This is a genomic window from Streptomyces sp. NPDC003691 (assembly GCF_053981115.1).
In genome coordinates this window covers 1-14,386 of record NZ_JBSFNQ010000055.1, presented here as the reverse complement: position 1 = coordinate 14,386, position 14,386 = coordinate 1, and the positions used below count along the sequence as shown (strand labels likewise).

Annotated in this window: 9 protein-coding genes; 4 read left to right on the top strand and 5 right to left on the bottom strand. The window is 73.7% G+C overall.

Features of this window, described 5'->3' with window-relative positions; all coding sequences use genetic code 11:
• Positions 1 to 5: 5 nt before the first annotated feature.
• The 3 genes from ACWDR0_RS23740 to ACWDR0_RS23730 are packed head-to-tail and all read left to right on the top strand — an operon-like array spanning position 6 to position 3,764.
• Complete coding sequence (locus ACWDR0_RS23740) at positions 6 to 1,913, top strand: DUF6884 domain-containing protein (protein ID WP_456353758.1); 1,908 nt, start codon at positions 6 to 8, stop codon at positions 1,911 to 1,913.
• Entirely contained in the window at positions 1,834 to 2,517 is a 684-nt protein-coding gene (locus ACWDR0_RS23735; protein WP_456353757.1) for a hypothetical protein, read from the top strand. The genes ACWDR0_RS23740 and ACWDR0_RS23735 overlap by 80 nt, the downstream gene beginning before the upstream one ends.
• Positions 2,514 to 3,764 (top strand): hypothetical protein, encoded by a 1,251-nt coding sequence (locus ACWDR0_RS23730; RefSeq protein WP_456353756.1) that lies wholly within the window; start codon positions 2,514 to 2,516, stop codon positions 3,762 to 3,764. Before ACWDR0_RS23735 ends, ACWDR0_RS23730 begins: the two co-directional genes overlap by 4 nt.
• Positions 3,765 to 3,862: 98 nt before the next feature.
• Here the strand turns inward: ACWDR0_RS23730 and ACWDR0_RS23725 are convergent, their stop codons facing one another.
• Entirely contained in the window at positions 3,863 to 4,189 is a 327-nt protein-coding gene (locus ACWDR0_RS23725) for a hypothetical protein (protein ID WP_456353755.1), read from the bottom strand.
• 472 nt (positions 4,190 to 4,661) lie between these two features.
• Here ACWDR0_RS23725 and ACWDR0_RS23720 point away from each other — a divergent pair, with 472 nt between their 5' ends.
• Positions 4,662 to 6,206 carry a hypothetical protein gene (locus tag ACWDR0_RS23720; protein WP_456353754.1) on the top strand — a complete coding sequence of 515 codons (1,545 nt, stop codon included), beginning with the start codon at positions 4,662 to 4,664 and terminating at the stop codon, positions 6,204 to 6,206.
• Positions 6,207 to 6,412: 206 nt separating this feature from the next.
• Here ACWDR0_RS23720 and ACWDR0_RS23715 read toward each other — a convergent pair whose 3' ends face one another.
• The 4 genes from ACWDR0_RS23715 to ACWDR0_RS23700 all read right to left on the bottom strand — a co-directional run bounded on the left by ACWDR0_RS23715 (position 6,413) and on the right by ACWDR0_RS23700 (position 13,649).
• Positions 6,413 to 6,931 carry a hypothetical protein gene (locus tag ACWDR0_RS23715; protein WP_456353753.1) on the bottom strand — a complete coding sequence of 173 codons (519 nt, stop codon included), beginning with the start codon at positions 6,929 to 6,931 and terminating at the stop codon, positions 6,413 to 6,415.
• Positions 6,928 to 7,815, bottom strand: a complete 888-nt coding sequence (locus ACWDR0_RS23710; RefSeq protein WP_456353752.1) for a hypothetical protein — start codon at positions 7,813 to 7,815, stop codon at positions 6,928 to 6,930. Before ACWDR0_RS23710 ends, ACWDR0_RS23715 begins: the two co-directional genes overlap by 4 nt.
• A 214-nt stretch (positions 7,816 to 8,029) precedes the next feature.
• A complete protein-coding gene (locus ACWDR0_RS23705; protein WP_456353751.1) occupies positions 8,030 to 9,124 on the bottom strand; it encodes a TniQ family protein in 1,095 nt (364 codons plus the stop codon).
• A 103-nt stretch (positions 9,125 to 9,227) separates the two neighbouring features.
• Positions 9,228 to 13,649, bottom strand: a complete 4,422-nt coding sequence (locus ACWDR0_RS23700; RefSeq protein ID WP_456353750.1) for a DUF3560 domain-containing protein — start codon at positions 13,647 to 13,649, stop codon at positions 9,228 to 9,230.
• Positions 13,650 to 14,386 lie beyond the last annotated feature (737 nt).

Here is a 14,386-nt window from a genome sequence, read left to right as displayed (position 1 = left end):
GCACCATGCCCACCGAGTACCTGACCCGGACCCGGATCGCCGTGGACCGCCACGGCGACGGCGAGGCCCGTCTCGTCTTCCCGGCCGCGTCCGGCAAGGGCCGGGCCCGTGCCGCCGCGGTCTGGCGCCTGGCCGTCATCTACCGCGTCAGCGCCACGCACCCCCGCCGCGTCCGGCACTGGAACCCCGCTGCGTCCGACGCACCGCTCCCCGTCGCCGACGAGCTGACCCTCGACCTGTCCGGACAGCCGGAGCGCATCGCGCACCTTCTGTCTGCCGCCCCGCGCTACCTCGCCCGGGTCGAGGCCCTCGCCACCAAGGCGGCCCGCGCCTACGGCCGGTGGACCCGCAGCGCCGCCGGGCAGACCGCGCACGAGTACACCGACGAGAACGGCCGCCGCGCCTACGCCCGCGCCTTCCGCGCCGGCGCCTTCCGGGCCGCCGCGGACTACTACGGGATCAGCGCCCTGCCGCCCCGGGACCTCGACCCGGCCCGCCCGCTGTGGGACCAGGCCGCCCGGATCGCGTGGGACATCGTCAAGGGCGAGGAGCCGGTCAGGCTCGCCGGGCTGCACGACGAGGACGAGGCCGCCGAGCTGCTCGCCGCCGCCGACCGCACCCCCGACCCTGCCGCCGCCGCGTACGAGGAGGAGCTCGCCGGGCTGCACGCGGCCGACGCCAACCGCCGCGCCCGGTTGTTCGCTGCGCTCGACGGCGAGGAGCTCCCGGCGGCCGGGGCCGCGGTACCGGCCGCCGTCGAGGACCAGGACCACGACGAGGACCAGGTCGAGGAGGAGCTCCCGGCCGTACCGCTCTCCCGCGTACAGCTCCGGTGGCTGCACACCGCCGCCGCCCACCCTGACGGGCACTTCCCCGACGCCTGCAACCTCCGCAGCCTGCGCGCCCTGGCCTCCGCCGGGTGCGTCGAGTGGGCACCGGGGTACGGCTCAAGCGGCACGGCCGAGGAATTCCTCGCCTACCTCAAGCCCTCCCCCGGCATGGTGCGGATCTCTGCGACCGGGCGCCGGCGGGCCGGGCGCGAGGAGCGTGAGCTCGTCGTAATCGTGCCGTGCGGTGGCCGGAAGGCCGTGAACGAGCAGGGGCACCCGCGGGCGGGTCAGCCGGTGGTCTGCGCCCCGGCCGGGGAGCTGTATGTCGGCAGCTACCACCGCGCCACCCGCCGTGCAGCCGACACCCTGACCCGCGGCGGACGCACCGGACGGGTGATCCTGCTTTCGGCCAAGTACGGGTTGGTCGAGCTGACGACGTGGCTCTCGACCTACGATCTGCGGGCCGGTGACCCGGGCACGGTCACCGGCGAGACCCTCCGGCGGCAGGCTCACGAGCTCGGCATCTCCGGGGCCTCCGTGACGGTGCTTGCCGGGAAGGCGTACGCGGGACTCGCCCGGGAAGTGTGGGGCGGGACGCTCGCCGAGCCCCTCGGCGGGACACGGGGTATCGGCGAGCAGCTCGGCCGCCTCGCTGACATCTACGATCCCGCCCGGCACGCCGAGAGCCGGGTCGAGGAGGTCCACGAGGACCAGGTCGAGGAGTTCAGCCGGGCCCCGGAGGTGTCGGGCCCGTCCGGGCTTGTCCCTGGGGCAGGGGCTCCGCTCCCCCGGGCGGCACTGCGGTCCTGGCGCTCTCATGCCGGAAGGGGAACGGCCCGCTTGCCGGGTGCCGGCGCTTCCCGGGGCGGGCGGATTCGATCCGTGTCCGGCTGCCGATTCCGCTTGCCAGGGGCGGCGGTTGGCGGCTCGAACGCTGTCCCGGGTCGGCGCGGCGCGGCTGTATCGCTTCGGGACGGTGTGATCAAGAGCTACCGTCTTGCGCGTGAAGACATCTTTCGAGAACGTCAAGATCCCTTCCGAGGGCAAGAAAATCGCATTCGTCGGCAAGGGCGGCACGGGTAAGAGCACGATCATCGCCCACCTCCTCAAGTGCTGGAACAACGAGGGCATCCCCGCGTCGGCCATGGATGCCGACGAGCCCGGCGACGAGGAGAAGGGCAGTCTGCTGGAGTGGTCCGACGAGTCCGACCTCGGCGGGCCTGTCTACCCGGCGCCGTCCCGGTCCAAGATCCGGAGCCAGATCGAGCGGTACACCCCGACCGGGGGACTCCTCGCGGTGGACACCGGGGCGTGGGAGCGCAAGGCCGGGAACACTCACTTCGCCGTACTGAGCGGGGTGGACATTGCCGTTCTGACCCTGCCGCCGACCCGTATGGAGCTCAACCGGGCCGGTTCGGTGCTCGCTGCGATCGACCACCTTCAGGAAGTCGGTGCGCACGCACCGCGGCTCCTCATCTGCCTGACCCTGACGAACCCCTCGGCGAAGGCCGCAGACTCCACCTATGAGGACCTCACGGGCGCCGGGTTCGAGGTGCTCGCCACGCGTATCCCTCGCTCGGACGCGCAGGACGGGTATGGGCAGTCGTACGGACTGGAGCCGCGCATCATCCCCGGATCGCCGATGGAGCTCCTTGCCGCCGAGCTCGCCCGGGAGGCGAGCGCGTGACGGTGCAGACGACGAACCGGGCCGATCTGCTGAACCGGTCCCGGAGAGGGAACCGGGCGGTCAAGAACACCACCGCGCACGAGGTGGACACGGCGTCGGCGGCGTCCGGTGTCCGGGAGCTTGCCGAACAGCTCCCGGACCTCGACGCCGTCAGGGAAGTGGCGGAGGGGGACACTTCCCCCCTCTCTGAGGAGGAGCTCCAGCAGCGGGCGGCGACAGAGCGCGTAATTCACTCGGCCATGGCCGCCGGGGACGCCGCGATCTGGGTTATCGGCCAGGCCCTCACCGTGGCCGCCAAAGGGAAGTTCCACCGGGACAAGGGCCTGACGTTCGACCAGTACGCCCGCGAAGAGACCGGCAAGTCTCCCGCCCATGTCCGCCGCTGGATGGATGGCGCCCCCCTGGCCCTGGCGGTGACCGCCGCCCTGGGGCAGGTCACCCCGCCGGAAGGGCACATGCGCCCGCTGCGGAAGGTCGAGAAGGCGCTCGGCCGCGCGCCCACGATCGAGCTCTACAGGGCCGCCGACGAGACGGCGGGGGAGAAGGGGCGGAAGGTCACCGGGGCGGTTATTGAGCAGATCCACCGGGAGTTGCCGAGCAAGCTCCCCGACGACCCCGCCGAGGCTGCGGACATAGTCCGGGACACGGCCCGCCGGGTGGCGAGCAACCCGGCGCCCTCGAATCCCTCTCCAATTGGAGAGAAAGCCGGGAAGGCCGGGAAGCCCGCCAAGGCGAAGGCCGCGGGCGCCGGGAAGGGCGGGCCGGGCTCCGTGCACTTGTCGGCCGAGGTGCCGGCGGCAGTGGCGGCCCGGTTCAGCGAGTGGGGCACAGAGCTGTCAGCCCGGCACCGGGTGAAGGTCAGCGCTGCGGACGTTCTCGCGCTCGTCGCCGAGCTCGCGGCCGAAGGCGGCTCGGACTCCCTCGACCTGATGTCCGGCCGTATCGAGCAGCGGCACGGCGAGCAGCTCGGCGAGGGGATCACGCGGTTCGCGTGGCCGCCGTCGTCCCGGTCGAAGGCTCTCCGGATAGCCGAGCGGCGGCTCGCGGGGCATCCCGCGGTCGGCGAGCCGGGCACTCCCGTCACAGGGGAGGAGAGTGTTCCGGAGTGCGGCGGCCGGGATGGTGAAGCGGAGTCGTGTGCAGATGTGGCGGTGTGGAGGGTGGATGACCCCAAGCAGGGGTCCGCGTACTACTGCGCCGGACACCTGCCGGAGGAGGACACCCCGCCCGGGGTGCGGCGGCAGTAGCCGAGTCTCTCCAATTGGAGAGACTCGGCCCGGCCCGCAGATCGGGGCGGGCGTACACGATGAGGCCCCGGAGCTTGAGCTCCGGGGCCCTCACTGTTCTACGGGTTGACCGCTTCGGGGGAGTCGTCCGGCCACGACCACTCGCCGTTGTCGTGCCCGTCTCCGGGGTCGTGGCCGGGCTCTCCCGCGCACTGCGACCACGCCCCGTACTCGTCGGGGAGCTGCGAGCCGCAGAGGTCGGGCTCGGGCGCCGGCGGAGGGATGCGGAATCCCGCGCCCGCGAGCGCGGCCGTCACCAGCTCGGCGAGGGCGGTCTCGCCCATGGCTTGCGCCCACCGGCCGGAGACTGCCGCGGCTTTCTCGACGGCGGCCTCGTACTGCTCATCGGTGAGCATGGGGCGGGGGGCGGGTCCGGCGTCGGTCATCGGCAGGTCTCCCGGGCGGTCTCGATCAGGCCGGAGGAGCGTCTCCTCCGGTGCGCCCCGTACGGCCGAGGTGCACGGGCAGACGATATCGGCCGCGCCGCGGGCCCGGAGCGGCCTTCCGGGCATGAGGCGACTCCTGCAAAACCGCAGGTCACCCCCGAAACCGCCAAGTCGTGCACCCCCTCGGCACCGAAACCGCCAATCAGTGCACCCCTCGTACGACCTGGGGTTATGGGCTGCGCTCATGCCTTGTGAGCTGGGGGCATACGACCCTGCCACCCGATGGGCGGGAGTGCGACTCATTTTCCACCCAACTTGTAGGTGAACTTGCAGTTCACCTACAAGTCATGTCATGGTGGTGCCCCACCCCAACGGAACGGGAGCAGCGCACATGCAGGTATGGGCGAACACAGACAGCAACATCCTTCTTCTTCACGCCTTCACCGGGCCGACCCGGGAGGATCTCCGCGCGATGTGCCGGAGGACGATCCGCCCCAACGTCTCGATCCTCCGCGGCGAGCGCTCGCTCCGCACCGAGGAGGAGGCCCTCCGCGCACCGCTCACAAGCTCGTGTGAGCGGTGCCGGGTGAAGGTGGCGGCCCTGGCCGCCGAGAAGGCGGTCGAGGCTCCGGCCGCGCCCGCCGAGCCTGCCGACCGGGAGGCCGCCGAGCTCGCCGAGGCCGTCTCGGCGGGGGCCGCGGACCGTCGTTTCCGGGACGCGATGGACAGCATGACCCGCACCAACAACACAGCTTCGCTCGCCAGCCTCGCGCGCTGGACGGCCGCTCTCTGGCCGCACGCGAAGGACTCCCACAACTACGCCCCGGACGAGTTCTATTTCCTGATGGCGCGGGCCGCGAGCATCACCCATCTCGCCACCCTCGCCGGACTCGCGCGCCGGGCTGCGCACCTCTGGAACAACGCGGAGGACGCCGTCGAGGGCCGTTTCTTCCTGGTGACGCCGGAAAACCGGGACGTGTTCGCGGACATCGTCCCGGCCTCGCGCCCGGTGGTCGGGGATGTCGTGGCCGCTGTCCGGGCCGACGCGGTCAGCCACGGCGACACCGTCCTCGGATACGCGCTGGACAAGGCGGTGACCGCGGAGCTGGTCACTCTGCGGGACGTGACGACGAATGCCGACCCGTACACCGCGATGCCGCGCACGTACGACCGTACGTGCGGGTGCCTCGGCTGCGAGCAGGTAGCGACGGCCGCGGGCCCCATGGTCACCCTGGCCACCGACGCCCACACCCCGTGGGACACATGCGACCCGGTCCCGGCCGCCTCGCTCGTCCTGGTCCACGCAGGCCGCCGGGCCGAAGCCGCCGCCACGGCCGCCCCGTTCCAGCCGGGGGACCGGGTCGTGTGCGGGGACGGCCAGCAGCGCACGGCCACCGGTATGACGTTCCGGCCGGGGGAGCCCGACCGGGTCACGGTCGAGGGCGGGGCCGGATGGATCGCCGCCGACTGCCGCAAGGTCCGGCCGATCAGGGTCCGGGCGTGGTTCTCGCGCGCAGTCCTCGACGGCGTCAAGGAGGAGGCCGACCGCGCGCGAGCTGCGCACCGCGCAGAGTTCGACGCCCGGAAGGCGGCCGAGCGCGCCCGGTACGGGAGCACCGAGAAGGCTGCCGAGCGGCCCGCGGTCGAGGGTGCGGTCGTGGCCCACTGTGGGTGGTCGGCGGGGACGGCGCCGCAGCACGCGGCCGACACCGACGCCCGCGCGGCCCTCGCTGCCCTCGGCGAGGTGGAGCTCGCCGAGGTGACCGCCGAGACCGACATCTCGGCCCGGCCGGGGGAGAGCGGCTACGCCCCGGAGGCCCGGGGGTTCCTGGTGGAGCCGCGGGGCGGCGGCCGGGTGGCGGTCTACTGGGTGCAGGCCGGGCGGCACGTACGGCCGGGCGGTGAGCCGTGGGCCCGGAGGCTGCGGGACGCCTCGGAGCGGCTGAGCACGGCCGGGTGGAAGGTAGAGCCGACGAGCGTCCGGTGTGTGTTCGCGTGGCGGCCGGACGCCGGATAGCAGAAGGCGCCCGCTCCCCGATGAGGGAGCGGGCGCCGCCGTGAGGGCCCGCCGCGTCTGCGGCGGGCCCTCCGTCGTTCACCAGTCGAGGGCGGGGCCGTGGCACCGGCCGTCGTACGGGCTCGCCTCTCCGTGGTGCCGTGTATGGGTCAGTCCGCCGAGCACGGGCCCGGCTCGTCGTCGGCGTCGGTGTAGAAGTCCGCCGCCTAGTCCTCCGCGCGGTCCGGCTGCGGAGCCCGGGGCGCGGGCACTTCCCATGTCAGTCGGAGGTACCGCCAAGTGCCGATCCCGTACCCCTTGAGATCCACGTGGGCTTGCTCCACGACGAGCCGCTCCCCGGCGAGTTCGGTCGTGAAATCGGCGTAGGGCCAGCACCGCGGCTCCCACTCCTGATCTACGTAGCCGCCGAGCACGAGAGTGCCGTGCCTCTTGGGGTCGAGGCTCGGCCCCCGCATTTCGACGGTGCAGCCCTCGCCGAAGTCGATGACCGCCGGCGGGGGCGGGGGCGGGGACGTGCGCGGCTCGTTGCTGATCTTGTCGTGTGCGAGTAGCCAGGCGTCCACTTCTTCGCGGTCGAACAGCGGGCTCTCTTCCGTGCCGCCCTCGGCCGCGGCCGGGAAGTCGTCGTGCTGCCGTCGCCAGTTCACCACGGCCGCGCGGCCGACGCCGACGCGGCGGGCCATGTACGCCAGGGTGACGAGCCTGCGCTCCTCGCCGTTGCTCACCACTGGCGGGGCTCCGTCCATGTGTCGGCCGTGGGCTGCCGGTCGGGGTCGAGGGCGGGGACCCGGGAGAGGGCGCCGTCGTGCTCGTGGTCCTGGTGCTCGTCGTCGTACTCGTCGGGGGGATCTCCCGGGCTGTCGTCCCGCGGATCGTCGTCCCAGTCGTCGGGTTCCGGGGTGGGCTCCTGCTCCTGGTCGTGCTCGGCGCGGAGCTCCTCGTCGTCCTGGTCCTCGTCGCCGTACGCCGCGTAGTCGTCCTCCGGGGCGGGGTGGTCGGCGGGGTCGAGCTCTCCCTCGCCGCCGTCGTCCTCGTCACCGCCGTTGCCGAAGTTGGGGTGCCTCACGCCGTCGTACACGACGGTGCTCGGTCCCCGGTCCGTGGTGCGGTGCTCGCCCCAGGGGATCGCCGGGAGCTCGACCACCGCCTCGAACCCCTCCTCGTAGTCGGAGCACACGAAGACATCCATCCACGTGGTGACGGTCCAGAGGGACCCGGGGTACCGGTCGGTGTGGACCAGGCGCCCGGTGCATCCGTCGTGCCCCGTGCACGGCTTCCCGTGGTGGCATCCGGTGCCGGAGCACCGGCACGGCTGTGCGGGGTCCTCCTGGGGGCGCCACACGGCCTCGGCGTGGGCCCGCTGCTCGGGGGTGGCGTCGGCGGGGAGTGCGCGGATACCGAGGGCCTCGGCGGTGATGCCGAGGGCGGCCTCGGCGGCGGTGGGCTGGAGTACGTACGCGACGGCGGCCGGGACGGCGGGCGCCGGCGGTCCGGCGAAGGACTCCGCCGCAGCGTCGGCCCGTACGCGGTTGAGGGCTTCCTGATAGGGGATGCTCTCGGCGCGCTGGAGCGCGCGGGCGGCTTTCTGGTCAGCGGTGCGCTTTGGCATGGCGATACCTCCCGTACCCGGGTGTCGGTCCCCACGCAGCCGCCCGGACGGAACGGATCGTCAGCTCGTCGTCTCTCGCGCCCGGTATCCCTGGGGACCTTCGTACCGCGGTGGTCCGGCGGCGTGGGCGCCGGCGGCGGTAGGGGCGGCGGTGTCCGCCCACGATCACGGTAGCGGACACCGCCCCTCGCCCGCCGGAAGTTCCCCGCGGTTCCTACTTCTTGGTGGGGCGGCCGGTGCAGCCGGGGTAGGGGACCCACCGGCAGGACGGCGCGCGGCCGTCGCACCGGGTGCATACCTCCGTGGTCGAGGTGAGGGGCAGGCCGTGTACCCACATCAGACAGGACGGGGCGCGGAGGAGACCGGGCTCGGCCGGGGGAGTGTGCAGGGTGGGAAGTCGGTTCCACCGCCGCTCGTCGGCGGTGCGCCCGCGGGGGCGCCCGCCGGGCTGCGCCTGGTGCTGCTCCAGCCAGTACCGCAGCGGCTCTAGGTCCCGGCGGCCGAGAGGGCGGTCGGGGTGGAAGAGGCGGGCGGCGCTCTCGGCCCACCGCGCGGACGATGGTGCGTTCTTGTGGTGCCGGCGCTCCTCCCATGTCCACATGGTCTCGGCGAGGGTGACGGCCTCCGGGTAGACGGCGACGGGGGCGGCTCGGCGGCGGTGCCGGGCCATTCGGAGGGAGTCCTCGCGGGCCCGCCACACCGGGAGGGCCGGGCCGGAGGTCCACCACCACAACGCGATTTGAAGGGCATCGGCCACCAGGGCGTCACCGACGTGCCCGGCCCGGTGGACGAGGTCGCGGTGCCGGTGGAACGCGCGGGCAAGGTCCGGGACCGGGCCCGTGTCCACCAGGGCGCCGCCGTCGTCGCCGATCATCCAGCGGCGCCCGCAGGGGCACGGCCGCCACCGGGAGCCCTCGGCGGCGAGCCACGCCCCGGGCTCCATGCAAAGAGGGCAGGCGGGCAGCGGGGCGGCGCCCCGGTCCGCGGGCCACGGTGTGAGTCGGGTGGCGTCGGCGAGCTGCTCGTCGCGGGCGCCCGGGAGCGTGCGGGCGAGCTGCTCGCGGTCTCGGCCGAGGAGGTCCGCGAGACGGCCGAGGCCCTCGGCGTCGAGGCGGAGCTCCTCGCGCTGGGGCGCCGGCTGCTCGTCGGGGAGGGCCTCGGCGGCGACGAGCACCGCCAGGAGCGCGCGGAGCGGGGCGCCGTTGGCGGTGGCGGTGCGGGTGAGGAGAGAGAGGGTCGTCTCGGTGGGGATCAGAGGGACGCGGAGAGGAAGCTCGTCCGCGGTGATCGGGGCGGGGGCGGGGGTCATGTCGGCACCTTGGCATAGGGGACTGACAGGGCGTGAGCAGATGGGGGAGGCGGCCCTCCGGGGGGTGCACCACCCGTCACACTTGACGCGTTCCTGTCAAGTTCTACGGGAGCGCACCCTCCCCGGGCCGGGCCCGGCCCGGGGGGCGAGGCGGCCCTCGCCCCCCGGCCGCCCGGCCGCCCGTACCCCCGCCGGGGGTTGTCGTGGGGGTTGTCGCCGGGGTTGTCGCGTGCCCCCCTGTCGGCTGCTGTGACCTGCGCGGATACCCCCGCACCCCTGCCGCTGACCCGCGCGCGACAGGTACCCGCCGACAGGGGGCGCCGGCGGCCCGGCGGGGTGCCCCCGCGGCGGCCGGGGCGGGGCCCGGGGGCGGCCCGGGGCGGGGCCCGGCGGCCGGGGCCGGACCGTCGTCCGCCTCCGGGCCCGGCTCCGCGGGCGGGGGGACCGCGGCGGCGGACGGCTCCGGGACGGCCGGTCGGTCGGCATCGTGGACCAGGTCCCGGAGCTCACCCTCGGCGCGCTGCGGGGCGGGTTCGGCCTCGGCGGGGACGGCGGGGGCCGGGGGTTCCTCGGCGCGGGCCGGGGCCGCGGGGGCGGCGGGCCCCTCCTCGATGTACTCGGCGGGGGTGGGCAGTCCGTACGCGTGGGCCAGGGTCGCCGTCGCCGTACGGCGGTCGCGCCCGGGGTCCGGGATGGTGCGGCCGGTGTGGTCGCGCACCTCGTACCAAGCCGCGCCCGCGCCCGCCGAGTGCAGGGTCACGGTCCCGCCGATGGCCTCGAACCCGTCGAACTCAACGACGGTGGTGAAGTCGGACAGGTCGGCGGTACGGCGGGCGCGGGCCGTGAACCGCAGCTCGGCAGGGACCGGCACCCGGACCACCAGGCAGTGCGCGTTGCGGCGGACCACGGTCATCCCGGCCGCCTCGACCGCCGCCCGGTACGCGTCCAGTGCCTCATCCCAGGACCCGCGGGCCGCCGCTCCGCGGGGGCGGAAGCAGTCGGAGCCCTGCACCCGCATGATCCGCACGTCCCACATGTCCGGCCCGATCTGCCATCCGTCGCGCTCGCCGAGCTCCCCCTCGGCCAGGCCCTTGCAGACCAGGACGCGCCGCACCGCGGCATAGTCCCACCGTTCCCCGTCCGGGGCGGGGGACCACTCCGGTACATCCGCGGCAGGCTCCGCGGGGGCGTCCGTAGCGGGCACCGCCGGGGGCGCCGCGGGCACGTCCGCCGGGGCGGGGGCGTCGGCGGCGCCGGGGTTCGTGACGGTCTCCCCGTCCCGCGTCCGCGAAAGGATCTGGTCGTACCGCGCCTTGGTGTCCGTGATCGTGTTGACGTTCCGAAGCGTCACGGTCTTGAGGTTCGCGCGCACCACGACGTACCGGTCCGTGTAGACCTTGCGCGCCTCGACCACGTCCCCCGGCCGGAAGTCGGACCGCTCCCACGGGCGGTCCCGCCCGTGCACGATCGCGGCGCGCTCGGCCTCCGCCGCCGCCTTCCGCGCGTCGCGCTCCGCCCGCTCCGCGGCGGCCGTCGCCTCGACCGCCCGTCGCGTCGCAGCGTCGCCCCGCTCCCGCGCCCGGAGCGCGCCCCGGGCGGAGTGATGCCCCATCAGGATGGGCTGTCCGCCCGCGAACCGGCCATAGTGCGCACTGGCACTGTCGCCGAGCTGCTCGGCGCGGCGCCGCGCCTCGACCGCGCGGAGCTCCGCCTCCTCGGCCCGGCGCCGCGCCCGGGTGATCTCCGGGGCCAGTGCCATTGACGCGTCCGCGTCAAATCTCCGGGGAAGCGCCGGCACCACGGGGGCCGGGTCGCCCCCGGCGGCGGGGGCGGCGTTCTCGGCGGGCGCCGCCGGGCTGTCGGCCGCGGCCTCCGCGACCACCGGGGCGCAGCGCGCATCCGCCTCCGGCCGCCGGGGCTCCACCGAAGGGGCGGGGGCGAGGGAGTCCTCCGGGGTGTCCGGGATGATCTCCTCGTACGTCACCGCGTCGCCCCACTCGGCCAGAACGTCAGCCGGAGTCCGGTCCGCCTTGGGCGCCCGCCGGGGTTCCGTGATACTCCGGACCGGGGTCCACACCGGCGCCGGGCCCTCCGCCGCGGCCCCGATCCGCGCCCGCATGTCCGCCTCGACCTGGCGCCGTTCCTCAACCCGCGCGGCCATCAGCGCGTCAGCCTCGGCGCGGGACAGGATCGGCCGCCGGTCCGGGCGGCGGACCTGCTCGCCCTTGCGCCACTGGCGGGGGCACTTCCGCGCGTCCGCAGGGTGCATCTCCTCACGGGTGATGACCCATTCCCCTTTGTACTGCCCGACCAAGAACCGATGCCCGCGCCACGATGCCGTGACCTCCCACCGGTCCGGGTACGCACTTTCGGTCCAGCACAGCACCACGCGCGCCGAGTCGTCAGCGTTCCCGGTCGGGCGCCGCCGCGGCTGGGACATCAGGGCAAGGGTGTTCCGGGCGTTGCGGTCCGCCGCCACCCGCCAAGATGACGCGTCCTCGTCAAGTTTCCGGGAATGATCCTCGGTTCGAGCGGGAGCCTGCCGCCTTACTGTCGTGCACTCGTCAAATCCTCCGGAAAGCGCCGACCCCTGTGCCGCCGCGGCCTCGGCCGCCTCGGCCGCGCGCTCGTCGTTGCGACGCTCGGCGTCGTGCTCCGCCTCCGCCATGCACCCGAAACCGGATGCGATGATCCGGCGCCCCCGGGACGCGTCGACCACGTACCAACTCCGGTCGTGACCCGCGCTGCTGATTTCAGCGCGCGCCACGAACGGGCGCCCGTTCAACTCGGCGAGCGCGCACCGGGCGTTCTGCACCGCGCGCCGCGCGTTCCCCTCCCCGATCCGGCGAGCCTGCGCGGACGGGTAGCCGCTCTGATTCCGCGCGCGCTCCTCGGCGCGCGCGAGCTCCTCCTCGGCCCAACGGACCGCCGCGCGCCGCTCCTCCTCGGCCGCCGCCTCACGCTGCGCGTGCTCCGTCCATGCGAACAGTTCGGCCACGCGCCGCGCGTGAGCCTCGCACCCGTCCGCCAGCACACGGGCGCGGTTCGCGCAGTCCCGTGCGCGCTGGGGGTCGGTCACGCGCGCCCCGTCGTACCAGTCCCACCGTGCGGCACAGTCGATGGTGTGCGCCGTCCGGGACCGGCGGTCGAGGAGCCGCAGGAACGCGCGCGCCTCCGCCGCCTCGGCCTCGGGGAGCGTTTCGACCGGCCGCGCGGCCCATGCGCTCCGCGTGTACGTCATCAGGTCTCGCGTGATCTCGTACGCCTCGGCCGCCCGCGCGGAGTGAGTCTCTGCCTCCTCCGCCGCGGCGACGCGCTCCGCCGCGCGCTCCGCCTCCGCGCGCTCCGCCGGCCGCGCGGCCTCTCGCTCCACCGCGGTTGCAGCCTCGGCCGCGCGGACCGCCGCGCGCCGCTCCTCCTCGGCCGATCCGTCCGCCGCCGCCTCGGCGTACGCGTCCGCCACGACGTCGGACACGCTCCAGTAAGCGCGCGCCAACGCCACCTGTCGCCGGTCCGCCGTACCCAGGGTGAACAGTGCGTCAGCCGCGAACGCCTCGGCGTCCGCCTCCGCCTCCGCAGCGTCCGCCCACGACTCTGCCTGCTCGGCCGCCGCCTCGGCCGCCTCGGCCGCCGCCTCCGCGTGACGGACCGCCGCCGCCATGTCCCGCGCGTGACCACAGATGATGTCGCACGCCGTTTCAGCGTTGAACCGACCGGCCGGGGTGGAGCGCTCAAAGGTCGTGTATTCGATCATGACCTCTTTCCGAGCATGGTCGGCGGTTTCGAGTGCAGCACCGGCCCCGGTGTGCTCCGCACCGTCCGCGCCCTCCCACGTGTAGGCGGACGCCGTACGGGCGCGCTCGGTGTACTCCCGTACCTCCTCCGCCGCCTCCGCCCCGGGCAGGGACTCGGCGTCGAAACGCGCCGTCAGGAACTCACCGAAAGCGGCGAGGTACTCCGCGCTCCCGGGACGGTGCGACCACATGAGCGCGTCAGCCTCGGCGACGCGGACGTGAGCACGCTCCGTCTCCCGCGCCTCGGCCGCCTCGGCGCGCTCCAGCGCGGACACTGCGCGCTCCCATGCGGTACCGGCGCGCTCCGCCGCGGCAACGACCCGCTTGTGACCCTTCGTCACGCGGTCATGGGCACGCGTCGCCTTGACGCGGAACGCCTCCGCCGCCTCGGCGTCCGCGCGCTCCTGCGCATCGGCCACGGGGTCGGGAACGATGTTCGCCGCCGCGGCCGGAGTCTCCGCCGGGGTGTTCGCCCGGGGCGCCCCGTCGGTGTCCGTGCGGTAGAACGCGACCGTTTCGCGGTAACCGTGCGTGTTGAAGGTGACCCACTTGCCCGCGCGCCACACGTAGCGGCCCGTACGGGAGTCGGACGGGGTGGCGACGACGAGCGTCCACTCGTCCCGCGTCTCGGCCCGCTCCACCATGGCGCCCCATCCTCGACGCGTCGCCGCACCGGCGAGCGCTCCCAGGTTCCGGGGGGCGCCGTTCTCCAGCGCAGAACCGACAGACATCGGAGTTGAGTTGACGCTCATTCGCGGGTTCCTTCCGGTCCGGTCCGCCGGGACTGTTCCCCGGCGGTTGGTGCGGTCCCCACACTACGCGACTTGTAGTTGAATTACAAGTTTGCCTACAACTCCAATCCGGGCGGGGGGCAGTCGAAACCGCGCCACCCGAACCGCCGGCGCCGGGCGGTGGCGAGCGCTCGGCCAACCGGCGCGCTAGCCTGCCCTCGAAGGCGCCCCCGCCCCGGGGGTGTTGTGGATAAAGGGTGCACAGCGTGGCGGTTTCGGTCCTGACCAGGGACGACGGCCCCCTTAGGGCCGAAACCGCCAACCGATGCATCAATCTGAGTAAGGGTCAAAACTTTGGTGACGGTCCTTACTCGAACAGTTCATTGGAAACGGTTTCCAATAGGAACGCGCCGAACGGGGCGTTTCCGCAGGTCAGACCGAAACCGCCAACCGATGCACCTCCCCCCGAGTGTTCGAATACTTGGCTGTGGATAAAGGGTGCACGGCGTGGCGGTTTCGGTAAGGCCAGTCAACCCGCCCCGGAGAGTGCACCGTCCCTAAAACAGCCCCTGATCAGGGGTTTTGCCGTTATCCACAGGGGTGCACCGATTGGCGGTTTGTACCGAGGACTCAATCTCTCCCGCAGACAAAGACGGGACCGGCGTACAAGTTGGGTGGAAAATGAGTCGCACTCCCGCCCATCGGGTGGCAGGGTCGTATGCCCCCAGCTCACAAGG